Here is a 26,280-nt window from a genome sequence, read left to right on the forward strand (position 1 = left end):
GCTTGAAAGCCAGCTATCAAGTTCACAAAGCGGCGGCTACAATGCGGCATATTTTTGAATATTCAGAGGAAAAAATGGAACAACAGCTGCAACACAAAGTGCAACAACTGGTAGAGAAAAGCTGGTTTAGCCACGGTATCTTAGCGCTGATTTTAATCAACGCTATTTTATTAGGTCTGGAAACCTCAGCAGCACTGATGCAAGACTTTGGAGCAGTGATCCTGCTCGCCGATAACCTGCTACTGGCAGTTTTTGTGCTGGAACTGCTGTTGCGAATTTTTGCCTATCGCCTTAACTTTTTCAAAGACCCCTGGAGTTTGTTTGATTTTGCTGTGGTGGGGATAGCGCTGATGCCAACCACGGGGCAGTTCTCTGTACTCAGGGCATTGCGTGTACTGCGGGTGTTACGGGTTTTATCTATTGTACCTTCGATGCGCCGGGTTATTTCTGCCCTGCTGGGATCTTTACCTGGCTTAGGCTCTATCGCTATGGTGTTGCTGTTGATTTATTACGTTTTTGCGGTGATAGCCACTAAGTTATTTGGTGCGGCTTTTCCGGAATGGTTTGGCTCTATTGGCGCCTCGTTTTATACCTTGTTTCAGGTGATGACGCTGGAAAGCTGGTCTATGGGTATTTCCCGTCCCGTGATGGAACAATACCCCTACGCCTGGGCCTTTTTTGTGCCTTTTATCCTGATTGCCACTTTTACCATGCTGAACCTCTTTATCGCCATTATCGTCAACACCATGCAAACCTTTACCGATCAGGAGCATGCGGCAGAACGTGCGGAAGATAAAAAAGCAGAGCTGGCCGAACAACAAATGATGCATCAGCAACTGGCTGATATTAAGCAGGAGTTGCAAGCTTTAAGGGCAGAGCTGAAACGACCATCACATTAGTCCGGCCAATCGGCCGCCCTTAAGGTTGCGGCCGATTCAAGCTAAGGCTATTGTGGAGCTGACTTTTTATACAATGGAGTGTACGGATCTTGGTTGTTACTTTTTACAGCGCCCGAATTAAAAGGTCAGGCTTATGACTACTTTAGCATTTTTAGCCATCTTTGCTGTTCTGATTGGCGCTGCCTGTGGCATCAGCGCTTTAGTACAATTACAAAAAGTAAAAGCTGAACTGGCGGAGCTGAAAAAATTACTTAAGGGCCCTACTCCAGTGCACACCGCCCCAGTTGCAGTACCACAACCAGAGGTGGCTCTGAATCCACTAAATCCACTATCCACCCTGGCAGCACCTCAGCCAGTTCACTCCAACAAAACCGGCACTGAATTGCCATCAGTTCATGTATTTTCTGCCCTATCAGGTTGGATAGAACAGCAGTTAATTAAAAGAGGTATGGTCTGAGTTGGAGCTTTAGCCCTGGCCCTGGGTGGCATTTTTTTAGTCAAACATTCGCTGGATGCTGGCTGGTTATCGCCGGCCTTACGCAGTGCGTCCGGTGCCGCCTTTGGTCTGCTGTTAATTATCGGCAGTGAATGGCTGCATAAACGCAGTCAAGGCCATGCGCTGAACAACTATGCGCCAGCAGCTTTGTCTAGCGGTGGCTTTATCAGCCTTTATGCTGCTGTACTGGTGGCGCTGGATTGGTATCAACTGATTAGCCCTGCCGTTGCTTTTCCACTTTTAGCCATTATTGCTTTGGCCGCGTCCTGGATGTCCTTGCGACAAGGCCCATTGTTGGCACTGATTGGTATTGTAGGTGCTTATGCAGTGCCCGTGCTGGTCTCCACGGATTCAGGCAATGTGCCAGCCTTATTGGCTTATATTTCACTGGTCACAGTATCTTCAGTACTGGTAGAACAAAAAGTTAAACGCCTCTGGCTGTGGTGGCTGCCGATGTCTGCCCATCTGTTATGGCTTTTTGCTGCAATTTGGCTAGCCAGTTCAACTCAGTTATGGGCGTTCTGGCTGGTACTTTGTGGCAGTTTTGCCTTATTGGTCTGGTTACCCTTTGTTGGGGTAAAAGCACAACATATGGAGTTTACCCACCAGCCAATGCGCGGCTGGTGGCCATTGAGCCGCGAGCTGATATTGAGTCTGGCGCTGCTGGTAGTGGCATGCTGTGCGCTGTTTAATACAACAGATATCGTTAGTTTTACAGGCCTGTTAATTTTTGTTCTGCTTATGCTGGGATGCGCAGCCAGCTACAGTAAATCTGAACTGTTGGTTTGGCTGAGCTTTCTGCCAGCCCTTTGCTGGCTGCTACAAACCCCTTTGGGATTATCTACAGATCCTTATGCCATAAGCAGTGCCAGCGTAAAACACCATCTGTTGTTATTGCTGGTTTTTACAGTCCCTGTGTGCACTGTAGCGCTAAAATGGCCGGAGCGTTTGCAATGGAGCAGTGCTTTAGCCACGCTGCCTGCGCTATTACTGGGTGTAAGTCATGCACAGGCCAGCGTTGGGGTGCAGCACCAGTTGCAATTGCTCTGGACTTGCCTGGCCTTGTTGCTGGTCGCAGTTCAAAGTGCGATGGCGCTGAAAACCAGCCATAAAGCCGCTGCTTTTATTCAAATGGCTGGAGCTAACTTTGCACTGACGTTATGTTTTACCTTATGGCTTGCCGATGCAGCTTTAACATTAGCCATCGCAGCGCAACTGGTGCTGCTGACTCTACTGGCTATCCGGTTAAAAATGCCTGTGCCGCACTGGCTGATGAAGCTACTGGTGGCTGTAGTTCTGTTGCGTTTGACGACAGCTCCTCTGCTTGGGCACTACGAAACAGAACTGTTATTCAGTTTGCATTGGTCTTTTGTGGTTTACCCTGCAGCTCTGCTGTGTTTTGCTTTGAGCTGGTATTTGTGGTTTAGCACCGCCCTTCGAAGCTATCTGGAAGGTGCACTACTGCATTTGGTGGCTGTATTTATCACAGTACAAACCCAATACTGGTTGAATAAAGGCGTTGTTGATTTTACCGATATGAACTTTAATACCCTGACTATTCAGGCGTTTAACTGGCTACTGATGGCATGGATTTATCAGTGGCGCAGCGCTAAAGCTGGCAGTACCGCAGCACTTTACCGCGTCGCAGCCGCAGTCTTAGTCATACTGGTCAGTCTGGCTCATTTAAAACTTAGCGTTGAAGAAAACCCGTTCTGGCATACTCAGTCTTTAGGCGCCTGGCCTGTACTTAATCTGTTGCTGCTGTTGTGGGGTTTACCTGCAGTCATTTTTTGGGGTTTAAGCTGTCTGCCATTAAACCTCCGCCTGAAAAAAGCGTCACTATATGCAGCATTAGTCAGTGGTACTTTATACCTGACTGGCGCTATCCGGCATTTTTGGCAACAAGGGCAACTACTGCTGAGCTTGCCTACTTCAGTGGCGGAGCAATACAGCTATTCGCTGGTGTTTTTAACCATAGCCATCGCTACTGTGTTGCTCTCACAATGGCAAAATAAAAGTGGACCGCGCAAAGCAGGTTTTGTGCTGTTAAGTGTTGTAGTGCTGAAAGTTTTTGTGGTGGATTTAAACGACTTAACCGGGGTGCTCAGGGCTTTATCTTTTATAGGTTTAGGTTTAAGTCTGGTATTACTTGGCTGGTTATTTCAGCGTTTGAAAAACACTGAGGCCACAACTGAATATCCATAGCGATAAAAGCGGGCAGAGCCTGAGCAAACCGGAATTTGCTCTTTGACTCTGCAGATTATTCCGCTACCACACAAAGGTTGTCAGTTAATGTGGGGTGACAACGCCATAGGCTTTGATCGGGAAACTGCACCGCTTTGCCGTCCGGTGTTTGTTGTGGCGCCTGCGGATAAAAGTCGGTGGAAATAATCTGAGCAGCACTTCGCAAAGCCGTATCCCGTCTTGCAGTCGAATAAGCTGTTGGATGAAATTCATCACTGCGGGTGCGCACTATATACCCCTGTTGCACCAGTTCCGCTATGGTTTCAAACTGCTGCTCCGGCTGATTCTGCAGTACCATCGCCGCTTCGGCACTGGCGGGCGGATAATTACCAAACATCACCCGTCCAGCTAAGGATGGATGCTGCGAGCGATACAATTCCAACTGCTTTGGCTGCCCGTCAAACAAGAAGATAAAACGACCACGGGACGAGTCCAGACCAGGCCAACCTTGGGTCAATACCGTTTGCTGCAAAGTAAGGCCAGGTTTTCGGACAAAATCCGGTGTCAGTAATTTATCTTCCGGCAAGACAGCTCGGATCTCCTGATCCAGCTGAGCATAGTCTTTAGTCGTCAGTATCAGGGGCTGAATACCTCCGGCTACGCCGCTTTCTTTTACATTCAGTAAAATGACCACAGGCAAGTGATTGTTGTGTTGCTTTGACCATTCAAGCAATTGGCGCAGACAATCCTGAAATAAAGGGCAATGCGAGGCAAAATCCATATCAGGAATATGAAAAGCTTTAAAGCCAGGTTGCTGTAATTTAGCTTTGTATTCTGCGGATAACAAAGACTTGCCTAACCACTGCTCAGCCGCAGGTTGGAGATACATACCACCTTGTGGATCAGCCAGTACATCAAGCTCCAGATGGCGCAAGCCCAGCTCCAACTGCTGCTGCAAAGGTAAATGCTGATACTGCAACGAAGAGGTATCCTGACCTTGTTGTTGCAAATAGCCACTGACACCATCTGGCAGCGCCTGTTTATAGCTATTGTGCGATCCAATCCACTGTAATTGATTTAATTTCAGGGGTTCTGCCGCCAGTGTCTGGCAACAAAGCCATAACACAGTGAATATGCAAAATCTGATCAACATCCTTTCAGCCTGTTAAATAAAAACAACACTATAGAGTTAAAAGATGAATAAATGACGACACTACAGCTGTGACGTCTCTAACAGCGCTTCCTGCTCTAAAAAGCAGCCCTTTTGCTGCAAGGCATGCAACAAGCCATAAAAGTGGTGTTTCTCTGCTAATTCCAGAGCTTTAGCCAACTGGTTCGGGTGTTTGGGTTTGTTATTAAACAACGCCTGCCAGGGGCTAAAATCTGCTGGTGTGACGAATTTCAGTTTGTCGCCTAAACGCTGTTTTAATACATCAAACAGCTCTAAAGCTGCGGCATCAAAATCAAAGGCGCAATAAATTTGTTGGTACTGCTGATAAAAAGGCGTCAGCAGTGCTGAACTGGCTTTGCTGCCAGAGGCGAAACCTATATCAGTGTTAGTGAGTGAGAAGTCCAACGCCAGCATCTGGCCACACACCGGCACGAGCTCCGGATAACGGAAAAAACATTCTTCATTTTCAATCAACAGCAAGGTAGGTTTCGCCTGATAACTCTGGAATTTGTCGGTGCCATCCAGCACCACCACCTCGGGTTGGCGGTTCTGGCACAACTCGTGATACACCAGTTGATAACCAAAAGAGGTATTCACCTGATGCGAATCACCTATCTGAGCCGCCTCTTTACGTGAGGCAGGCTGCAACGCCTGTTGTTCAAGCTGACTAAACAGAGTTTCAGATAATATACTGACCTGCCATCTGCCCGAACCTAACTGCCGTACTTTAAATAGTTCCGATTTTTTCTGATAAAACAGCGGCGGCAACAACTCCAGCATACGGCCGTAATGCACAGGCTTTCCCTGACGGATTTGCTGCAGGTATTTTTTTAACATCCATTGCTCCTGAAGTGACTGCGTGCCAGACAGCCCACAGTCAACCTGAAAGCAACCTGCTTGGCAAGTGTCGCGAAAGCTTTATCAAGTTGTCATAAATTTGCCACGGACCAGCTGGATAATGGGCATCAGTTAAGTGCGTACCCTGTCTATATCCGTCTGACTTGAAGCTGCAGCTGTGTTGCCTGCGCTCTAAAGCCCCAGTCACATAGTTTTACTATGCTCATGGGGACTTTATAGCTTGTCGCCTTGCCGCAACTCCAATTAATTAGGATAGAACTGTTGCTTTAACTCTCTGGATTGTCCTGAATGTTTGATGAGGGAAACCCCTGTGGTTCTCCCTCTTTTTTTTGCCTTTGGTTATGCTGAAAAATACCCTTTGGACTATGTTATGTCTGTCACTCAGCAATCAGACTAAAACCTTCGTCCAGCCACCCTGTTACTCCACCGATCATCTTCTTTACTGGTCTTTGCAACTGCGCCAGTTTCAACGCTGCTTTATCTGCTCCGTTACAGTGAGGCCCGGCGCAATACACCACAAACAAGGTGTCCGCCGGATAAAGCACCAGACTCTCTGCAGAAATTCTGCTATGAGGAAAAAGTACAGCTTCAGGTAAATGGCCTTGCTGATAAGCGGCCTCGCCGCGCACATCTAACAGTACAAAATCCTGCCTTTGATTGCTGATGGCATGATGGACATCCCAGCAGTCGGTTTCAAACTGCAGTAAGGCGCTAAAGTGCGTAATAGCTTGTTCTGATCCCGCAGCTGCGGGTCTGGATACCATAGATGACATCAGTGTTACTCCTGTGTAAGTGCGCTGTGGATGAGGTTCAACAACACTCTACTGTGCTTACACAGCTGACACCATTGGCTTAAAAGACACAATAAGTTAGTATTAAGCCAAATTCAGTCAGCAGATAAAACCAGAGCTCCCGCATGCATAAAGTCGCTATTTTGTTGGGCCCATCTGTGGCTACATTTGAACTGGGTTGTGCCTCCGAGTTATTTGCATTAAACCGGCCTGAGTACCCGAACTGGTATCAGACCGATATCGTCAGTTTTCATCCAGGGCCTTTTATAGCTACAGGTGGCTTGCAATTGCTGGTGCCACAGGTTCAGGATTTAACCTGTTACGATACCATTCTGATCCCGAACTGGTCCGTATCTCAGCCAGAACCGCCACCAGAACTACGAGTCCAGTTAGTGGCCGCTTACCAGCGAGGGGTACGCTTGATTTCTTTCTGTTCAGGTGCCTTTTTATTGGCCGAACTTGGGATACTCAAAGGCAAAGCAGCAACCACCCACTGGCGTTATGCCGATGAGTTTCAACGCCGTTATCCGGACAGCCGCTATCAACAAAATGTGCTTTATTGTTTTGATGGTCAGATTGGCTGCTCAGCGGGCAGCGCAGCCGCACTGGATTTAGGCCTGGCCGTGATCAGGCGGGATTTTGGCTTTGAAATAGCCAATCAGGTAGCCAAACGAGCTGTTATTTCGGCTCACCGTGAAGGCGGACAAGCTCAATTTGTAGCACAACCTTTGCAGAAAAAAACCAACTTACTCAGTGCCACTATGGACTGGGCTTTATTAAATTTAGATAAACCTTTAGCTATTGAACAACTGGCCGATAAGGCGGGTATGTCCAGACGCAGTTTTGACCGGCATTTTAAAGCCAGTACTGGGGTAAGCCCACTACAGTGGCTGCTACAGCATCGATTGCAATTGGTGCAACATTATCTGGAACAGGGCCAGCATTCGATAGAACAAATTAGCGATTTGACAGGTTTTGGCAGCTCATTAAATTTGCGCCAGCAATTTCAGAAACAACTGGGGATCAGTCCACGTCAATATCAACGTCAGTTTGGTTGTAACCAATTGCAATAAAAGACTACCGCATAGGGCGGCAAAATTTATCTGAAAAAGGGTAAAAACGGCTGGTTTTTGCCACACTGCAGCCAGATCCCGGCCTGCATACCGCGTCTTTAAGCCAAGTATCTTTGGCACCAAATTTGCTCTTTCTTTAAGCAACAGGTCAGGTACATGACCACAGCATAAAGTTCAGGAGACTCTCATGCTCACTATTTCTGGCTTATCCGCGCTCTCAGGATTGACGGATCAACTCTATAAAGCACCCATTGTTGACAAAGAAAAGTCAGGTTTTAACGATGCTTATGCTGATAAAGTTAGTTTATCCTCAGGTCAACAAGAGCCGGATATGACCTATCAGCATTTGGCTAACAATAACTCCGCGCCTAAGTCAGAAGATACCGGCACACAAAACAATGAACAAAAAGCCCGGTTAAAAGAGCCTGACCGTCTGGCAACAATGATGCAGCAGGTACTGGATGCAAAACTGGGTATTGACCGGAAAAAGCTGGAAGAAATAGAAGAAAAAATTGAAGCCCTTGCCAATAAAGAAGGCGAGCTGACAGACGCAGAAAAGTCTCAGTTAGAAATGCTGCAAAAACAAAAAGAACAGCTGATTAAAGAAGGGGCGAAAAAACTGACAGAAGAAGAAAGCTAATGCAGCTAATTAGTCAGCAGGGTTTGGGTTTACACTGGCCAAACCCGGCCAAATTCCAGCTCATTTTACCTGTTTGATCCTGCTTAAAAATTTTGCCCGAGGGATAAATAATAATTATATGCCCTGCCATTGATATCATCTTCCGCCCTGCCATACCCCAGGTACACAGGACCAAAAGGACTATCCCAACCAGCAAATAGGCTACTGGCCCAAATCCAGTCGGTCTCATTGGCCAGGCTGTCCAGCCGGATCATATTGCCATGCACTTGCCCCCTTTCAAGTGAAGCCCCCAGATAAAACGGCGAGTTAAATACACTGAACCTGTTTTCACTCATCTTGTACAAATACACCAGACTGCCAAACTGAATTTCACTGCCAAATAAATAGTTTTTGGGATAGCCCGAAAGATTTAACAAGCCCCCGAGCGAAAACTGTTCAACTGCTACTTGTGGATCGCCCGGATTATAATCTTCAAAGCGCCACCTGGTGCGCAGAATATGGCGCTCAAAAAAGCTACGGGCGGCTTGGACTTCAATGGATTGGCTACTGCTATGACGGGTTTGCCCCAAGGCTGTATCGTCTAACCATTGCCAGTTAGCGCTGATCCGAAACCCCCGGCTTGGAAACACAGGGTTATCCAGTCTGTCCCAGACAAAATCCAGTACAGGCCCTTCACGCTGATATCTGAGCCGATCAAAGCCTAAATCTTCCACCCCCGAGCGAGGAATACGGAAGTAACCATCTTTGTCTGTCCAGCCGGAGCTGAGCCGGGCATGATCAGACAAATTCCAGCCCGCTTTTGCCGTTAAAGAAGTTTCTTTATTGGATAAATCTCCCAAAGATAAGCCTTGGGTATCTTCTAATACCAGAATAGTATTCTCTCTTTGGACCTGAGCACTCACAAAGGTAGCAGGTGTAAAGACGGGCCAATACAACTCCGAACTAATTAGTTTATCAGTACCTAAAGCCAGTTCATTGTGCCACTCAGCCCCCAGCTCGGAAATATTGGTGTAAGTGTAAGATGCAGCCAGTTGGTAATATCTGTTGTTACGAAAATCATCTTCCATCGTAAAACGGAAATTCAGATAGCCTGGCCCCCAGCTTTTTTCTACCGCCCGCACTTTTAAACTGGTGTCTTCACCCTGAGTATTTTGCTCTAGTTGCAATGACACCCGCTCCAGCGTATCAACGCCATAGACCTGACGTAACCCTTCTTTGAGTTTTTTACTGTCGTAAATATGCCCTTCTTTTAATGTCAGCCGGTGTAACAGAACCTCATCAGACAATAAGCTTTGATTATCCAATTCAATATGATCGACACGAATACCAGACTGTTGTTTTGCTCTGTGTGCAGCAAGCCAATCCGGATATTGTTTTGGATAGGAAAAACTGGCTAAGGCTTTACTTTGTTGTTCTGCACTTAACCGGCCAGCTTCGATGGATGCTGGTAACTGTTCAAAATCCAGAGTACCTATCTGCGCCACATCTGGATTGAGCAACAAATCATCAGGTGTTAATAAAGCAATTTGTTGTTCAACCACCTGCCGGACTAAAAAATTGGTTAATTGATCCGTCACTGCAAAAGCGGAGTCTAATTGCTCTTTATTCAACAGCGGAGCGTCAATGGCCACCGCAATAACCCGCCCGGCGCCAAGCTCTTTGGCCACACTGACTGGTAAATTATTAGCCACACCCCCATCGACTAAAATCCGGCCATTCAACTCCATGGGCCGCACCACTCCCGGAATAGACATCGACGCCTGAACGGCCTGCAACAGGCTGCCATGACTCATCACTACAGTTTCCCTGTTGGTCAGATCTGCAGCAACAGCGCGAAATGGAATAGGCAACTGATCAAAATGACTATGATTTAACTGGGCTCCATAGGCCTCCAAAATCAGCTCAGCCATAGCCTGACCTAACAAAACGCCTTTGGGAATTTTAATACCGGAACTATCTAAACCCAGGCCTAACCGAATCGGATAAGTATCCTGTTGCTGCTTACGCCGCACCGGCATTTCATCACGATGCACTTTATCGCGAAAACCTGTACCCCATTCCAAATGCTCCAGAATGGACTGAATTTCATCCGGACTATGGCCTGTTGCATACAAACCACCAATAAAGGCGCCAATGCTGGTTCCCACTATTAAATCAACTGGTATACCTTGTTGCTCTAACTGGCGGATCACGCCAAGATGCGCGCCACCGCGGGCTCCACCACCACCTAATACCAGCGCAATACAAGGCCGGCCTTTGACTCTGGCACAAGGCATTTGCTCTGTCGCCACAGGTTCTGCGGAAAAAAGTAGTTCGCTAAAAAAACAGACAAAAAACAATAATCCCCACTTTACCTTCATGCGCAGCCCCTTTGTTTTATCTGTTCCATCATAAAAACATATTTGAATAATCAGGTTTTTCTTTTGGTTTTGACGCTTTAGAGTTGAGTGCGCACCGACTTATTGCTAAGGTTTCAACAGGCATATCCAGACCTATGATTTTCACTTATGCTGGTTCCGCGCGCACCGCTGCGCCACCCGGAATTTTTTTATCTACTATGACAGCATTCACCCAGCGCTGCCACAAAGAGGCCAAATGTTTGATTCATTACGTAGCCGATTGATTGTGTCTCTTGTCAGTCTGTTGACAATACTGGCCTTAGCCAGCGGTCTTGCTACTTTAAACACCATGAAAAAAGACAGCGAACAGCAAGCAAGACAAGTCTTAAGGGTTGCTGCGAACGTGTTTTTACAAGCACTGGAAAACAGAGCCAGTCAGTTGACTAATTCAGTCAGTATTTTAGCCAGCGACTTTGGGTTTCGCCGTGCAGTGGCAACAGTTGAGCAGGAAACTATTTTATCCGTACTGGAAAATCATGGTGGCAGAGTGCATGCCGATTTGGTGTTACTGCTGTCACCTTCCGGAGATTTACTCGCCAGCACCAGCTCAGATTTAAATAATCACAATGTAAAACCTCTGTTTTTACAAAGCAAAAGTAATCAATCCGGCACAGTCAACGACATCCTGGTATTGGCGGGTAGCTCTTACCAATTGGTTCTGGTCCCAGTTAAAGCGCCCCAAACAATAGCCTGGGTTGGTATGGGCTTTAGTTTAAATAAACAACTGGCCGAACAAATTAAGGGCATTACCGATCTGGATATCAGCTTTACAACAAACAGTGACAAGGGAAATCAAACCCTGCACTCAACCTTAGACAGCAAAACACAACAGAGCTTGTTACCTTTATTGCCCAGCCTGGTTGACACCCGTCAACAACCCTTCAGCAGTAACGAAGATCGGTTTTTATCTTTAGCTCTGGCCTTGGATCAACAACAATTGCTCTGGGCTGTATTGCATTATCCAAGTTCACGCTGGCAGGAGAGCTATCAGCAAATCCGGCAACAACTGCTGGTCATTTTTGGTTTAAGTTTAACGCTGGCCTTGTTATTGGCTTTTGTCATAGCCCGCAGCATTACTCAGCCTTTACGGTTATTGTCCCACTTTGCCAGTCAGATAGGTCAGGGGGTGAATACAAAGGATTTACCTGCCGCCAAAGGCGAAATTGGCTTGTTGGGCAACACCTTACAAAAAATGCAACTGGATATCCGCAGCCGTGAAGCCGAGCTGTTGTATCAGGCAGAACATGATTCGCTGACGGCGTTAAAAAACCGTGGAGCGGCCGAGCGTAAGTTAGCCGAGCTGTTGCCCAGTGAGAATGTAGGCCTGCTGCTACTGAACATTAAAAATTTCCGCCATATCAATGATGCATTAGGTTTTGCCAATGGTGATTCGTTATTACAACAAATGGCACAACGCTTACATCAACTTCAACCAGCTCCCCTCTTGGCAGCACGTTTAGGTGGCGACGAGTTTTTATTACTCTATACCCAACACTTTACTGAAGAACAGCTGGAACAATTCATCAGGCAATTGCATACAGGCTACCTGCTGGCTGATTCGCCTTTAAGTTTAAAAGTCTCTGTTGGTGCATACAATATTGCACCAGGCAGCGTGCATGCCAACGACGCCATCAGGCGGCTGGATATCGCATTGAGCCACGCCAAGCAACAACCTGGTTTGCTGGCTTTTTATCAACAAGGCCAGGATGAAAGTCACCAGCGTGAGCTGACCATTCTGCGTGACTTACCTGCGGCCTTACAGCAAAACCAATTGTTTGTGGTGTATCAACCCAAAGTAGACTTAGCTCAACGCTCATGCAGCTCTGCAGAAGCGTTGATACGTTGGATTCATCCTGAACTGGGTTTTGTACCACCAGATGAGTTTATTAAATTAGCCGAGCACTCGGGCAATATAGCGTTGGTCACGGAATGGATGTTAAACACTGTGGTGGCACAGCTGGCGCTTTGGTACCAGCAAGGCAAAAAAATTACTGTGGCTGTGAACCTGTCTGCACATGATCTCACCAATCCGCAACTACCAGCGTACATAGCTGCACTACTAAAAGTCCATAACCTTCCTCCTGCAGTTTTAGCACTGGAAGTGACAGAAGGTGCAGTGATGCAGGATCCCAAACGGGTGATCCAGATTTTATCCCAACTGCGCGATATGGGGATTGAACTGGCCATTGATGATTTTGGTACCGGTCAATCCTCATTGGCTTATTTAAAGCAATTGCCAGTGCATGAAGTAAAAATCGACCGGGCTTTTATTAAAGACATTGAGCACAATCAGGACGACGCTTTGATTGTCAGCGCGACCTCTCAGCTGGCCCACAGTTTAGGTTTGAAAGTGACGGCCGAAGGCTTAGAGAATCTGGCCGGGCTTGCAAAGCTGCAGCAATATCAATGTGATAAAATCCAGGGTTATTTTTTCTCAAAACCTTTGACGGCCGAACATTTCAGCGAGTGGTTGCAGCATTTTGGACAACACAGCCAGCAATGGTTTGAACAAGAAGTAAGTGAATGAAAAACATCTTAATTTGCCTGTGTTTATTAACGGCCAGTGGCGGTCTGATGGCAGGCTCAAAAGTAATAGCCACCGGCGGTGCGACAACAATAGAAGGTAACTCAGGTGGCGGCATAGTGCCATGGGCCACGATAAACGGGTACAGCAGCAGCGACGAATGGTCAGTCAATACCTTTGCCGCACGGGTTGGTGTAGACGATTTTACCTTAGACAGTTATGGCATTGGCGCTAGTTTCAACAACCAATGGGAATTGTCGCTGGCCCGGCAGACTTTTGACCTTGATACCATAGGCGGTGAGCTGCGTCAGGATATACTGGGCATCAAATACAAAGTTGCAGGTGAATTGCTGTATACAACTCTGCCGCAAATTAGTATCGGCATGCAGTTTAAGAAAAACCGCGACTTTGCCCTGCCCACTGCTGTAGGTGCGGGTGATGATTCAGGTTATGAAGTTTATATCGCCGCCACTAAAGTATTTTTTGATGCCATAGCCGGACGTAACTTAGTTCTCAATGCCACAGTTCGATCCACTGACGCCCATCAAACTGGATTATTAGGTTTTGGTGGGGAAGGTGTTGGGCATAAACTGATGTTTGAAAGCTCGGCAGTGTTATTGCTGAATTACAATCTGGCTGTTGGCACTGAATTTAAACAAAAACCTAATCAGTTAGGTTTTGCTGACGAGCAGCACTGGCGCGATCTGTTTGCGGCCTGGTTTATTAATAAAAATGCATCTGTAGTACTGGGTTATGTCGACTTAGGCGATATTGCCGGCTTAACAGAACAAACCGGCTTTTATTTATCAGTGGAGGGCACATGGTGAAGTACCTGTTGCTGTTAGCTACTTTAGTCTTAACTGCATGCCAACAAAGCCCGGAAACCACTTTATATCACCGTTTAGGGGGTGAAGCCGGCGTTGAAAAAATTGTCGACGGCGTCTTGTATGGAATCGAGCATGACCAGAGCATAGTGCACCATTTTGCCGACACAGATGTGCCTCGTTTTCGTCGTCTGCTGATAGAACAGTTTTGCGAACTCTCCGGAGGCCCTTGTAAATACACAGGTGTGTCCATGCAGGAAAGCCATACCGGCTTTCAAATCACTCAAGCGCATTTTGATGCCCTGGTGAACCATTTAATTACCGCTATGCAGCAACAACATGTCCCTGTTGCAGCTCAGAATGAATTTCTGGCTATGTTAGCGCCTATGTACAAAGATGTGGTGTATCGCTGATGATGAATAAGGTAGTTTTTCTTGATGCAGCCACTATGGCTGGTACTGATTTGAGTGCGTTACAGTCTGCCGATGTCAGTTTAACCTTCTATCCTCAAACCAGCCCTGAGCAATTGCTGCATCATGCCAAAGATGCACAAGTGCTGATCAGCAATAAAGTACCTTTGGATGCAAAAGCTATAGCGGCCTTGCCACAACTGCGTTGCATTCTGGTGGCGGCCACAGGGGTGAATATGGTTGATTTAGCCGCAGCTAAAGCGGCAGGCATAGTTGTCTGCAATGCACAAGGCTATGCAGGTACAGCAGTACCCCAGCAGGTATTTGCTTTGTTACTGCAACTGACCAACCATATTCAGTTCTATCATCAGGCGGTACAACAAGGCTTGTGGAGTCAAAGCTCGCAGTTTTGCCTGCATCTGCAACCTATAGAAGAACTTGCAGATAAAACCCTGACGCTGCTTGGTTATGGCGATTTAGGCCAGGCGACGGCTCGTTTGGCTGAAGCTTTTGGTATGAAGGTACTGATTGCTGAACGACCTGACGCCACGGAAATCCGCAGTGGCAGAACGGCCTTTGAAGCCGCACTGCGCCAGGCTGATGTGTTGTCTTTGCATTGTCCACTGACGGATGCAACAGCAAAACTGATTAATACTCAAACCTTAAGCTGGATGAAGCCTACTGCGCTATTGATCAACACAGCCAGAGGCGGACTAATTGATGAAAATGCACTTGCAGAGGCGTTATCTAAAGGTGCTTTGGCAGGAGCAGCTTTGGATGTGCTGAGTACTGAGCCTCCGGCTGTTGACCATCCATTACTTCATAGCTCTTTGCCCAACCTGATCATTACCCCTCATGTGGCATGGGCCAGTCGTCAGGCTATGCAACGTCTGGTGTTACAGCTGTCTGAAAATCTACAGGCTTTTTTAGCAGGACAGCCTATTCGTCAGGTGTAAAGCTCACAAGCTTATGCTCCTGATCCAACTGCAGAATAAAATCTGCGCCTTGTGGTAGTTGTCGCCAGCTCTCTTGTGTCAAGCGCTCGAAATACAACATAAAATGCTCAAGTTCAGCAGGGCTTTTGCCCTGCCCCCGCTGCTGCAGAGGCTCTTCCTGCCAGGCCCGCCAGCGGCACACCGCTTGCCAATCCGGCGCATTGAGCCAAATCAGGCTGTCTGACTGTTGCCAGATAAGCTGATAATCACCTTTGAGTTGCTGATTAACCTGATGTCGCCATACTGCATCAGGATCATGTTGCTGTTCTAACAGATTGATACTGTGCACCAGATCGCTGTCCTGCTGCGCCTGCAGCCCCACACACCATCCTTCCAGAATAAGTAGCCGGGCACTGGTTGCTGGCTTTGTGTGCCCCATCCTGTCCAGCCCCTTGTCATAACGACGCCAGCTCTGTGGTTCTCCTCGTTTGAATCCCTGCAACTGTGTCAACAACTGGGAGGTATCATGAGTTCCCGGCACACCACGCTCGGCAAAAAGAGGATGCCAAAGCTGCGCCCGATCCTGCCTTTGGGCAGGTTCAAGATAATAATCGTCCAGCGACACTATATCGGTTTGAACCCCCAGCGCTGCCCAGCGTTGCTGCAATGCAGCGGCCAGACTACTTTTACCACTGCCTTGCGCGCCACTGATGCAAATGATCAATGCTTGTGATGGCTGCAGCTGGCTCAATCGCATTACTTGCTCATTCCATGACCTTTGATCAGATAATTGCAATTTCAAGCTGTACAAAAGCCATTGCCTCAGCCATAAATCACTAGCATTTTCAATCACTAAGCACCTCATCGTTTTCATCTGGCTGTCTTATTTTCTTTCAGTTACACTGCGTTGTCTATTTTTTGGAGAAAATCCGCATGCGCTTTGCTTTCTGCACTTTTTTGCTGCTGTTTACTGCCGGCACCTATGCGACCGATCTGACTCAGCTGATAGCTCAAGTCAAAGCAGATCCGCAAGCCCGGCTGACAGCTCAGCTAAAACATCCGGCAAGCACAGCCAAAGACTACTTTTTACTGGCCTACAGCCATTATGCCCTGAAAAATAAAGAGGCTGCGCTGGAATTCAGTAATAAGGCTCTGACTCTGGAACCCGATGCTGAACTGGCGGCTCGAATCTTATTAATGCAAGCTCTGACTTATGGTGTGTTTTATCGTGACACCGCGCTCGCTCTTGAAAAGCTCAAACTGGCGCTAACTATTTTGCCGGATGAAAACAGTCCTGCAATGCTCAGATTACGGATGGATATTCTGGAAAGCTTTGCCCAGGCTTACAATCAGCAAGGTAACGCCGGGCTTGCAATGAAAGCAGCAAATGAAAGTCTGGCACTGGCCGTTGTTGCAGCAGATAAACCAAGGCAATTGGCTTCAATGATTATGTTAGGCCGGCTCCATTTGCAAAATAACAATTTAACTAAAGCCTATAAACATTTTAAATCAGCTCTGCCACTTGCCAGTGAAATAGGGGATCAGCAAGCCATAGCTTCGATCAGTATGCGTTTGGGCATGGCGTACCAAAAGCTGGAACAACATGAGCTGGCATTACAACATTTTGAAGAGGCTGCGACGCTTTATCAGCAATTGAATATTCAGAGTAGTCAGGTCAATGCACTGATTAATATTGGCGACAGCCAGCTGGTGCTCAAACAAATGGACAAAGCAAAAGACACCTATAACAAAGCGCTGAAGTTAGCGGTGGAGAGTCAGGATCCCTATATGCTGATCTCTGCTTATGTCAGTCTGTCAGAGCTGGTATTAGAGCAAGGAGATTTGGATCAATCAGAGCAGTTACTGGTGAAAGCGCACCACTTAGCCAGCCAGGTCTCGGCACAATCCATTAAATCCGAAACCGCTCTGTTTCTTGCGAATGTGTTTGTCAAAAAACAAAACTACAGCGCAGCTCAACAAATGCTGGACGAGGCGGCGCCTGAACCAGAGAAACTGGCGGGTTACCTCAAGCGCAAACATTTAGCTTTAAGTGCGGAGCTGGCAGCATTAGAACAACAATGGCAACAAGCTTATCAACTGGAGAAATCGGCGAATCAATTGGAAGTAGCTCAGTTAAATGACGACAGCAAAATTCAGTTAGATAGTCTGCAAAACAGCCTTGAGTTGCAGATGCAGCAGGAAAAACAACAGCAACTGCATCTCTCCCAGAAAAATCAACTGCAATTATGGCTGCTGATAAGCCTGACTTTATTGGCACTTGCTGTATTTCTGCTGCTTTTGTTACTGAGTAAACAGAAAAAGTCCCGTTTGGGAGCCTTGGTACAGTTATCGCAATGGCGCAGTTTTACCGAATTATTACAGCATCACCATCAGGCTAAAATTCACGGGCATTTAGTGGTTATCTTGCTGGAACAAACCCAGCTGCTGCTGAGCAAGGGAATACAGCAGGTAGCTTCCGATCTTGAAACATTCAGGAGCACTTTGGATCAGGCATTGTTTTGGGTAGAGCAGGATCAGGAATTCTGGCTGTATTGCACGTCAGAACAACAAGGTACTGAACTACAGCAGCAGCTGCTTCAACTATTACCTGCCGACTACCAGGCTCACTCCGCTGTATTACCTTTACATGCATTATTATCTCGACGTATTTGTGAAAAGGACTTAGACGCGTTGCGGGAACTGGTCTGGTACAGTCTGTTTTTAGCAAAACAACAAGGTATTGAGGGCGCATTGCAGTTTAACTACCAATGCAATCAGAACCGCCCTTGCTCATGGCAGGCTGATAACTTGCGGCAGGATTTATTTAACGCCATCAGCCTGGGTATATTGGATATTCAGGTCAATGGCATTTCACTGAGTAAGCAATTACAACAACAACTGGCTCAGATTTGACTTTGTACTAAATTCGCTGGTAACTCAAACTCCATAGCGGTTTTGCGGAAGGGGCAAATAAACTTCAGCTTGACCGCTTGCAACATCAAACCCTGTTCATTTTTATTGCCAGAACCATAAGCAGGATCGCCCATTACAGGGTGTCCTGCTTGTGCAAAGTGCCGGCGAATTTGATGTTTACGACCCGTAATCAGCTTGACCCGAACTATGCTGCTGCGTCGTTCTTCACAATACGACTCCAGCTCAAATTCTGTGCTACAGGCTTTATCATCCAGCGGCGTAGTCAAAACACCTTTTGCCAGCAGTTCATCTGACAGCTGCCCTTTTACTTCAATACGATATTCTTTATCAATTTTGTGTTGCTGTAGCATCAGGCTAAAAGCTGCTGCAGCTTGTTTGGTATGCGCTATCAGTACCAGCCCACTGGCTTCACGATCCAGCCGGTGCAATAAGAACACCTGACGTTTGCCTTGCCAGTGCAATTCAGCGAAACGTAATAACGCCAGATGATCACCCCATTCATTGCCCTGCGACAACATCCCCGCCGGTTTAAACCAGACGCTGTAGCCACGCGCTTCGTGAATAAGTACTGCAGGATCACAACTGCGCTGCAGTAATTGTTCGTCGTAATTCAGCTCCAGACTATCTCCAGGTAATAAATCAGCCTGAGCACGGCGCAACCTTTTGTTTTGTTTGCCACGTCGCCACAACACTGCACCTTTATTCATCGCATCTTTCAGCCGACCTTTGCTGAGCTGTGGTGCTGCCGCAACCAGAGCCTCAATAGCCTGTTGTGCTTCGGTGATCTGGAGTTTTTTCGTCAGTTTCAAATTATTTATTCACTTAAAAAGAAGTTCAGCCAGTATTCATGGCAATTAGCCTGTAATGATACCAAAGCTAAGGAGGCTCTGTGTATGCGTAAATTTTGGTTGGTCAGTTTATTTATCGTAAGTTCTGGCATAGTACCGTTTTTCACTCTGGCCGCGCCTGCAGAAATTGCATCCACCAAAGAGTCATTTAAGCTGCCATCTGCAGTTGAAAAATCGGCAAAATCTAAATCAGCACTGCGTAGCAGCGGAGCCTTAATTCAGAGTGTCGAAAACAACGTCTGGTTTGATACCATAGATATCTCCTATGAATCAGATTTGAATAGTAACGGCTTCTACCACAACTTATACGTCCGTTTTGATGCTGACACTAACTACACTTCGATTCCGGTTTACGCCCACTTCGCGTTAAAACGCGCAGGAGCTCCTGAGGTAATTATTCACACCAGCTCTGTATTTAGATTATACGAAACCAGTGCAGACGACTGGTTTGCCATAGAAAGTGAATTGCTGCATAGCCTGCCACCCGCCTATTATGATCTGGTGATCCGCATTTATGATGCTGATTACAATGATCTATTGGCGGAAATTTCCGGCTTCGACGAACCAGCATTGGCAGAGCTTCCACTGGAAGATTACTCCTTCGACAAACCACAGGTTGTGGTGATTGAAGAAGACGGTGGCAGTTTAGGCTGGTTCAGTCTGCTTGGGTTAGTCTGTATCGCCCTGACCAGACGCAAGCTTATAACCGCTTAATAGATAAAAGCCCCGCTCCGCTGCGGGGCTTTTTGATTTGCACTATAAGTTCGCCTCAGCAAAAGACGCCAACCGGCTACGCACCACACCATTCAGATTAATAGTAGTGCTGCCTTCAAAGTTTTTAAATCGCTCAACAATGTAAGTTAAACCAGAAGTCACAGCCGTCAGATAATTGCTGTCAATTTGTGACAGGTTCCCTGAACAAATCAGCTTAGTGCCTTCCCCACAACGGGTGATGATGGTTTTTAACTGAGCAGCACTTAAGTTCTGACATTCATCCAGCAGCACTATCGCATTCTGAATACTGCGCCCACGCATAAAGTTGACTGATTTAAACTGAATATTAGCCTTGTCCATAATGTATTGTACGCTGGCGTGCGGGTGTTCATCGGTTTTATGCAGCACTTCCAATGAATCGGTAATAGCAGCTAACCATGGCGCCATTTTTTCTTCTTCAGTGCCTGGTAAAAAGCCGATAGATTCCGCTATTTCCGGTGTGTTGCGGGTGACTATCACCTTGTCGTACATACCCTTTTCAATAACCAGCTCCAAAGCTGCAGCTAATGCTATCAGGGTTTTACCACAACCTGCAGGGCCGGTCAGAATGACCAAATCAATCTCAGGGTCGAGTAAAGCATTTAAGGCCATCGCCTGATAAATATTTTTAGGATGAATACCCCAGGCATGTTTGTGCATCAGACGCTCAAAACCTAAATCAAGAATTTTGATTTCCTGCTCATTGATTTCCAGCACCCGGCCAGCAAAGGTTTCGGCTTCGTCAATCAGGTATTCGTTGATATACGCATTAGGTAACACAGCACGGGGCACAAAATGATAAGTGTCACGCCCTTCGTTATGGGTGCGGCAATCTTTCACTACAGACCAGAAGTCGCCAGCAAACTTATAATAGCCTTTGTATAAAAACCGCACATCGTCAATCAGTTGGTCAGTACGGTAATCCTCAACCAACTTCAACCCTGCCCCTTTGGCTTTCAGGCGCATATTGATGTCTTTGGTCACCAGTATCACTTTGACCGGTGCTTTTTCCCGTTGTAAAAATAACGCCGTATTAATAATTAAATGATCGTTTTCCCCCCCTGGCAACCCCGGTATCTGGTCGCTGATATGATGGTCGTTGATGATAAATAAATGACCGGCATTTTTTTCTTCAATAGGACTGGGTAAAGCAACGCCTTGTAGCATTTGTTCAGGTGAAGCGTCTTTCAGCACATCTTCCAGCGCACGGATGGCAATGCGGGCTTCACGGCTGACGTCTTTGTGTTTATCTTTGATATGGTCTAATTCTTCGAGCACTGTCATCGGGATGACAACGTCGTGTTCCTGAAAGTTTAAGAAGGCGAAAGGTTCATGCAGTAGAATGTTGGTGTCCAGAACGTATATTTTTTTATCTTTAGCTCTTCTTCGCGCCATAAGCAGCTCCTTAGCGACAATAAAACCCATGAAAGTTCATGGCAAAATACAACAGTCTTTACTTCAACTCTGACTGGCTCCCTGATGTTTTGTTCAGTGAGAAGGAAGATATCAGCTCTTTTGATCTAAGCTTAGAGCAAAAATGCACTGCCTGTATGACCAATAGATGACGATTTTTAATCTATAGCAAAAAATACGTCATTAGAGCTGATGCGGTATCGGGCATTTCGCTGTACCATGGCGCGCCATTTTCTGCAGTGAGGACAAGATGATAAAATTTGCTTTGGGTCAACGTTGGATCAGCGACAGTGAGTCGGATTTAGGTTTAGGTACTGTGATTGGGCAGGAAGGCAGAATGCTGACTTTGCTGTTTCCGGCCAGTGGTGAAAACCGCCTGTACTCCATTTTAGAAGCACCGCTGACCCGTGTTCAGTTTAACCCTGGCGATACAGTCAAAAGTGCCGAAGGTTTTTCTTTGCTCATCAGTGAAGTTGAAAGTAAAAACGACTGTTTTATTTATCATGGCACCCGCACTGACACCAACGAAACTGTAGCGCTGCGCGAATTGTTTCTCGACCATTTTATTAGTTTTAGTCAGCCACAGGACCGCATGTTTGCGGGTCAGTTGGATAGGTTTGAAACTTTCCCTTTGCGTTATCAGAGTTGGCAACATTTACATCAGCAGCAACAAAGTCCACTGCAAGGCTTAGTGGGCGGCCGTATGAGCCTGATCCCACATCAGCTGTATATAGCTGAAGAAGTGGCAAAACGTCATGCCCCGCGTGTATTACTGGCCGACGAAGTGGGTTTGGGTAAAACCATTGAAGCAGGCCTAATTATCCATCAGCAGGTACTGGCTGGTTTAGCTAAACGGGTGCTGGTTGTTGTGCCAGAGTCGCTGCAACATCAGTGGCTGGTCGAAATGCTGCGCCGCTTTAACCTGAAGTTTTCTATTTTTGATGATGAACGTTGTATTGAATCCTCATTAGATGGCGGTAATCCGTTTGAAACCGAACAATTGGTTTTAACCAGTCTTGAATTTTTAGTGAAAAAACGCAGCCATCATCAAAAGGCTGTCGACGCCGACTGGGATCTACTGGTAGTGGATGAAGCCCACCATCTGCAGTGGAGTGAAGAATCGGCCAGTACTGAATACATGCGTATTGAAGAGCTGGCAGAAGGTACTGCTGGCTTAATATTACTGACTGCAACGCCGGATCAATTGGGTCATCAGAGCCATTTTGCCCGTTTACGTTTATTGGATCCAAACCGCTTCCACGACTATCAGGCATTTATTGCAGAAGAACAAAGCTATAAACAGATCGCTGATTTAGCGGCTGCAGTGCTGGAGCAAAGACCTTTAAATTCAGCCTCGGCACAAGCCTTAACTGCGCTGTTAGCCGAAAGCGATATCAAAGCCGCTGTAGCTGTTTTGCAGCAAACAGACAGCAGTGATGATGACATTGAACAAGCAAAACAGCAGTTACTCAATCAATTGCTGGATCGTCATGGCACAGGCCGGATTTTATTCCGCAATAGCCGTAGTGCTATTTCAGGCTTTCCACAACGTCAGCCACAAGCTGTTGCTCTGGAGTTACCTGAACAGTATAAGAATGCATTAAAAGTACAACAAGCCTTTAACAAACAGCAAAGCCTGGAGCAAAAAGCCAAAGCCAGCTTATTCCCGGAGCGGGTATTTCAGGAATTTGAAGGCAAAGCCAGCAGCTGGTGGCAATTTGACCCTCGGGTCGATCACCTGATTGCCTTACTGAAAAAGCATAAACGCAGCAAGTTTTTACTGATTTGTGCCCATGCCGATACAGCTATTGCACTGGAAGAAGCGGTTCGGGTGCGCGAAGGGATCCGGGCTTCGGTATTCCATGAAGGCATGAGTATTATCGAGCGGGACATGGCTGCGGCCTATTTTGCCCAGGAAGATAACAGCGCCCAAATGCTGATTTGTTCAGAAATTGGCAGCGAAGGTCGCAACTTCCAATTCGCTCATCATCTGGTGTTGTTTGATTTACCTCTGAACCCAGACTTATTGGAACAGCGCATAGGCCGTCTGGATCGCATAGGTCAAACCCAGGATATTCAGTTACATATTCCTTATTTTAATGACCATCCTCAACAAGTACTACTGGATTGGTATCAACAGGGTTTAGAGGCTTTAAGCCAAACCTGCCAAACCGGGCGAGCTGTATTTGAACAGGTGTCGACTGAATTGTTCGAATTGCTGGCAGCGAACGCCATAGACAAGGACGCAGTTCAGACGCTGATCGCTAAAAGTGCCGAGCTGAACCAGCAACTGAAACAAAAACTGGAACAAGGCCGCGATAAACTGTTAGAAATCAACAGTTCTGGTCGGGGTAAAGCCAGTGAATTGGCGGAAGCCATCGCAGTTTTGGATGATGAAACCCGCCTGCCGATGTTTATGTTAAGGGCATGGGATGTTTTGGGTGTGAATCAGGACGACCGTGGTGAAAACAGCATGGTGCTGACCATGTCGGAGCATTTACACAGTCACTATCCTATGCTGGACGATGACGGTATCAGTGTCACCTTTGATCGGGCTACTGCTTTGGCTCAGGAAGATATCCAGTTCTTAAGCTGGGATCACCCTATGGTACAAGGCACTCTGGATATTCTGACCAATGAGCAAATGGGCAATAGTTCTGTGGCATTGTTGCCGAACAAAGCCCTGCCTGCCGGCACATATTTTGTAGAATTTATATTTATTGTCGAAGCCAGCGCACCAAAAGAGCTGCAACTGGGCCGTTATTTACCTGTAACACCTGTGCGTTTATTACTGGAAAAAAATGGGAAAAATCTGGCTGCAAACGTTGGCTTTGAGCAGTTTAATAAGCAATTAAAACCTGTAGGCAGACAACCTGCCGCCAAGATGGTGAAAGCCTTACAAAGCCTGATTCATCCATTGATAGGTAAGGCTCAGGAATTGGCCGCAGTGCGTTTAACCGAAGTGCAGCAGCAAGCACAGCAATTGATGCAACAAAAGCTCAATGCACAAATTGAACGCCTCCAGGCATTGCGGAAATTGAATCCGTCGGTACGGCCGGAAGAAATTGCACATTTACAACAACAGCAACAAGAATTAACAGATTACATTAGTAAAGCACGGTTAAAATTTGATGCATTGCGGGTCGTTGTTGTCAGCCATGACTAAAAGTAAATACAATGCTAATTGAGTACAAGCCGCCAACGCAGCCTTATCTGGATGTGGTTTATCAGGATGACGACATTCTGGTCCTGAATAAACCCAGCGGCTTACTTACTGTGCCCGGCAAAGCGCCAGAACATAAAGACAGTTTGGATTATAGGGTCCGCCTGGTGTGGCCTTTGGCGCGCATAGTGCATCGACTGGATATGGCAACCTCCGGGCTGGTTATTATGGCAATGCATGCGCAAAGTCAGCGTGATTTAAATAAACAGTTTGAATTACGTCAGACCCAAAAGCGTTACTTTGCATTATTGGAAGGTGAAGTGCCTGTCGATTCTGGCGCAGTTGATCTACCTTTATTATGCGATTGGCCCAACAGACCAAAACAAATGGTGCATTTTGGATCTGGTAAGCCTTCGTTAACCTATTTTAAAGTGCTTGAGCGAAACGAGCAGCAAACAAAAGTAGAATTAGTTCCAATCACTGGCCGCTCGCATCAACTTCGCGTGCACATGTTGTGGCTGGGATACCCAATACTGGGGGATAAATTTTATGGGACTGAACAAGGAAAGCGTTCAGTGGCTCGACTTCAATTGCATGCTGGATCTTTGAAATTCAGACACCCCACTTCGGGCGCTGAGCTTTATTTTGAAGTCGAGTGTCCGTTTTAATCAAAGGGACAGTTGTAATTGATTGCTTTGTTAACCTAAGGTTCAGTTATTTAAGGTAAACTTAGCACAACGGTAAGAAGTCAGATGGACGTCTGACTTAAATTCGTAATAACGAGCAGCTAGATTTGACTAAATATTTTACTCAAATAGAATAGCCGCCGAAATTTACCTCTTAGGAGATATGGATGAAACTAAGTACTAGCGCAATTGCCATCATGGCAACTTTAATTTCGACAGCTGCTTTAGCAGATAGTTCAAAACCTTTAGTCACTGATCGTGCATACGGCTCTGTGTTTGGTGAATACTATCTCCCTGACACCGATAAAACTGAATCAGTTGAGTGGGCATATGCCGATAAAGGCTGGGGCTACGGCGTTGAGTTAGGTTATAACCTGAACGAAACTTGGGCTTTACGTCTGGAATACGCTAAACAGCGTTTAGAGCAATTAACTACCGACAATAAAATCGATGGTGAGCGTATTGGTTTGGACGTGTTATACAGCGTTCCAGGCACCGGTATGTACCTTCTGGGTGGTTTGAAAAACCTGGATATCGAGACTGTTGATGATACGACCGCTCTAAACGTGGGTGTAGGTTACCGTCAATATTTAAATGATCGCGTGTCTCTGTTCGGTGAGATGAACCGCTTTCAGGGTATTAGCGACAGCTTCGCCGATGCCAACATTAAGTTAGGTATGTCAGTACTGTTTGGTGATGCTCCTGTTGTAGCAGAACCAACTCCAGCTCCAGAGCCAGTAGCTCCTGTTGTTGTAGTTGCTGATAGTGACAAGGATGGCGTACCGGATTCAAGCGATCTGTGTCCAGGCACTCCTTCTACCGACAAAGTAGATGCAACTGGCTGTTCAATCTTCACTGAAAAAGAAGTGAATTTCACTTTAAAAGCTCAGTTTGCTAATGACTCAGCTGAAATCAAACCTGAATACAGATCAGAAATCGCTGACTTAGCGGCTTTCTTAAAACGTTTCCCTGGTACCGATGTTGAAATCGGTGGTCATGCTTCAAACGTAGGTACTGCAGCATACAACCTGAAGCTATCAGAGCGTCGTGCTGATGCAGTGGCTAAAGTATTGTTAAACGAGCACGGTATCAGTGCAAATCGTGTAACAGCAAAAGGTTACGGTATTTCACGTCCGAAAGTTGAAGGTAATACTCCAGCTGCTCACGCTGCTAACCGCCGCATTGAAGCTGTTGTAACTGCAACTATCAAAGAAAAAGTAGAGCGTTAATCCACTCTGCCTGAAAAACCGCCGCAAGGCGGTTTTTTTATGTCTATCAC

At 46.6% G+C, this 26,280-nt stretch carries 20 protein-coding genes and 1 pseudogene; 14 read left to right on the plus strand and 7 right to left on the minus strand.

Features of this window, described 5'->3' with window-relative positions:
• Positions 1 to 41 precede the first annotated feature (41 nt).
• The 3 genes and pseudogenes from EK374_RS17600 to EK374_RS17610 all read left to right on the plus strand — a co-directional run.
• A complete protein-coding gene (locus EK374_RS17600; RefSeq protein WP_233280276.1) occupies positions 42 to 899 on the plus strand; it encodes an ion transporter in 858 nt (285 codons plus the stop codon).
• 133 nt (positions 900 to 1,032) lie between these two features.
• Positions 1,033 to 1,356, plus strand: a complete 324-nt coding sequence (locus tag EK374_RS17605) for a hypothetical protein (protein WP_127025842.1) — start codon at positions 1,033 to 1,035, stop codon at positions 1,354 to 1,356.
• Between the two features lie 12 nt (positions 1,357 to 1,368).
• Positions 1,369 to 3,600, plus strand: a pseudogene (locus tag EK374_RS17610) (DUF2339 domain-containing protein); the annotation flags it as partial.
• A gap of 55 nt (positions 3,601 to 3,655) precedes the next feature.
• Here EK374_RS17610 and EK374_RS17615 read toward each other — a convergent pair.
• The 3 genes from EK374_RS17615 to EK374_RS17625 form a co-directional block, all read right to left on the minus strand.
• Positions 3,656 to 4,732, minus strand: a complete 1,077-nt coding sequence (locus EK374_RS17615; RefSeq protein WP_127025844.1) for a Ca2+-dependent phosphoinositide-specific phospholipase C — start codon at positions 4,730 to 4,732, stop codon at positions 3,656 to 3,658.
• Between the two features lie 60 nt (positions 4,733 to 4,792).
• Positions 4,793 to 5,587 carry a hypothetical protein gene (locus EK374_RS17620; protein WP_127025845.1) on the minus strand — a complete coding sequence of 265 codons (795 nt, stop codon included), beginning with the start codon at positions 5,585 to 5,587 and terminating at the stop codon, positions 4,793 to 4,795.
• Positions 5,588 to 5,985: 398 nt separating this feature from the next.
• Complete coding sequence (locus EK374_RS17625; RefSeq protein ID WP_127025846.1) at positions 5,986 to 6,381, minus strand: rhodanese-like domain-containing protein; 396 nt, start codon at positions 6,379 to 6,381, stop codon at positions 5,986 to 5,988.
• A gap of 143 nt (positions 6,382 to 6,524) precedes the next feature.
• Between EK374_RS17625 and EK374_RS17630 the strand changes: the two genes are divergently transcribed.
• Together EK374_RS17630 and EK374_RS17635 are read left to right on the plus strand one after the other, a co-directional pair.
• Entirely contained in the window at positions 6,525 to 7,472 is a 948-nt protein-coding gene (locus tag EK374_RS17630; protein WP_127025847.1) for a helix-turn-helix domain-containing protein, read from the plus strand.
• Between the two features lie 187 nt (positions 7,473 to 7,659).
• Positions 7,660 to 8,112 carry a hypothetical protein gene (locus EK374_RS17635; protein WP_127025848.1) on the plus strand — a complete coding sequence of 151 codons (453 nt, stop codon included), beginning with the start codon at positions 7,660 to 7,662 and terminating at the stop codon, positions 8,110 to 8,112.
• 83 nt (positions 8,113 to 8,195) lie between these two features.
• Here the strand turns inward: EK374_RS17635 and EK374_RS17640 are convergent, their stop codons facing one another.
• On the minus strand, positions 8,196 to 10,472 hold the full coding sequence (locus EK374_RS17640; protein WP_127025849.1) for a patatin-like phospholipase family protein: 2,277 nt from the start codon (positions 10,470 to 10,472) through the stop codon (positions 8,196 to 8,198).
• Between the two features lie 235 nt (positions 10,473 to 10,707).
• Between EK374_RS17640 and EK374_RS17645 the strand changes: the two genes are divergently transcribed.
• From EK374_RS17645 to EK374_RS17660, 4 genes are read left to right on the plus strand one after another with little or no spacing between them, the layout of a single operon-like run.
• Positions 10,708 to 13,038, plus strand: a complete 2,331-nt coding sequence (locus tag EK374_RS17645; RefSeq protein WP_127025850.1) for an EAL domain-containing protein — start codon at positions 10,708 to 10,710, stop codon at positions 13,036 to 13,038.
• On the plus strand, positions 13,035 to 13,862 hold the full coding sequence (locus EK374_RS17650; RefSeq protein WP_127025851.1) for a DUF3034 family protein: 828 nt from the start codon (positions 13,035 to 13,037) through the stop codon (positions 13,860 to 13,862). The genes EK374_RS17645 and EK374_RS17650 overlap by 4 nt, the downstream gene beginning before the upstream one ends.
• Positions 13,856 to 14,272: a group I truncated hemoglobin gene (locus EK374_RS17655; RefSeq protein WP_127025852.1), complete on the plus strand. Its 417-nt coding sequence runs from the start codon at positions 13,856 to 13,858 to the stop codon at positions 14,270 to 14,272. Before EK374_RS17650 ends, EK374_RS17655 begins: the two co-directional genes overlap by 7 nt.
• Positions 14,272 to 15,225 carry a D-2-hydroxyacid dehydrogenase gene (locus EK374_RS17660; protein WP_233280277.1) on the plus strand — a complete coding sequence of 318 codons (954 nt, stop codon included), beginning with the start codon at positions 14,272 to 14,274 and terminating at the stop codon, positions 15,223 to 15,225. Before EK374_RS17655 ends, EK374_RS17660 begins: the two co-directional genes overlap by 1 nt.
• On the opposite strand, the gene EK374_RS17665 is transcribed toward EK374_RS17660, so the two are convergent.
• The gene (locus tag EK374_RS17665) at positions 15,209 to 15,961 is read right to left on the minus strand and encodes a kinase (RefSeq protein WP_127025853.1); all 753 of its coding nucleotides are present in this window, start codon (positions 15,959 to 15,961) and stop codon (positions 15,209 to 15,211) included. The genes EK374_RS17660 and EK374_RS17665 overlap by 17 nt on opposite strands.
• Before the next feature lie 176 nt (positions 15,962 to 16,137).
• Here EK374_RS17665 and EK374_RS17670 point away from each other — a divergent pair, with 176 nt between their 5' ends.
• Positions 16,138 to 18,117, plus strand: coding sequence for a tetratricopeptide repeat protein (locus EK374_RS17670; protein ID WP_127025854.1), 1,980 nt, complete (start codon positions 16,138 to 16,140; stop codon positions 18,115 to 18,117).
• Here EK374_RS17670 and EK374_RS17675 read toward each other — a convergent pair.
• The gene (locus EK374_RS17675) at positions 18,108 to 18,947 is read right to left on the minus strand and encodes an RluA family pseudouridine synthase (protein ID WP_127025855.1); all 840 of its coding nucleotides are present in this window, start codon (positions 18,945 to 18,947) and stop codon (positions 18,108 to 18,110) included. The genes EK374_RS17670 and EK374_RS17675 overlap by 10 nt on opposite strands.
• An 84-nt stretch (positions 18,948 to 19,031) precedes the next feature.
• Between EK374_RS17675 and EK374_RS17680 the strand changes: the two genes are divergently transcribed.
• Positions 19,032 to 19,700 carry a choice-of-anchor H family protein gene (locus tag EK374_RS17680; protein WP_127025856.1) on the plus strand — a complete coding sequence of 223 codons (669 nt, stop codon included), beginning with the start codon at positions 19,032 to 19,034 and terminating at the stop codon, positions 19,698 to 19,700.
• 42 nt (positions 19,701 to 19,742) lie between these two features.
• On the opposite strand, the gene EK374_RS17685 is transcribed toward EK374_RS17680, so the two are convergent.
• Positions 19,743 to 21,134, minus strand: coding sequence for a PhoH family protein (locus EK374_RS17685; protein ID WP_127025857.1), 1,392 nt, complete (start codon positions 21,132 to 21,134; stop codon positions 19,743 to 19,745).
• Between the two features lie 268 nt (positions 21,135 to 21,402).
• Between EK374_RS17685 and rapA the strand changes: the two genes are divergently transcribed.
• From rapA to EK374_RS17700, 3 genes are all read left to right on the plus strand, one after another.
• Entirely contained in the window at positions 21,403 to 24,318 is a 2,916-nt protein-coding gene (rapA, locus tag EK374_RS17690) for an RNA polymerase-associated protein RapA (protein ID WP_206099237.1), read from the plus strand.
• An 11-nt stretch (positions 24,319 to 24,329) separates the two neighbouring features.
• Positions 24,330 to 24,983, plus strand: a complete 654-nt coding sequence (locus tag EK374_RS17695; protein ID WP_127025858.1) for an RluA family pseudouridine synthase — start codon at positions 24,330 to 24,332, stop codon at positions 24,981 to 24,983.
• Positions 24,984 to 25,168: 185 nt separating this feature from the next.
• Positions 25,169 to 26,230, plus strand: a complete 1,062-nt coding sequence (locus tag EK374_RS17700; RefSeq protein ID WP_127025859.1) for an OmpA family protein — start codon at positions 25,169 to 25,171, stop codon at positions 26,228 to 26,230.
• The last annotated feature ends 50 nt before the right edge of the window (positions 26,231 to 26,280 follow it).

The organism is Rheinheimera mangrovi (assembly GCF_003990335.1).
Lineage (GTDB): Bacteria > Pseudomonadota > Gammaproteobacteria > Enterobacterales > Alteromonadaceae > Pararheinheimera > Pararheinheimera mangrovi.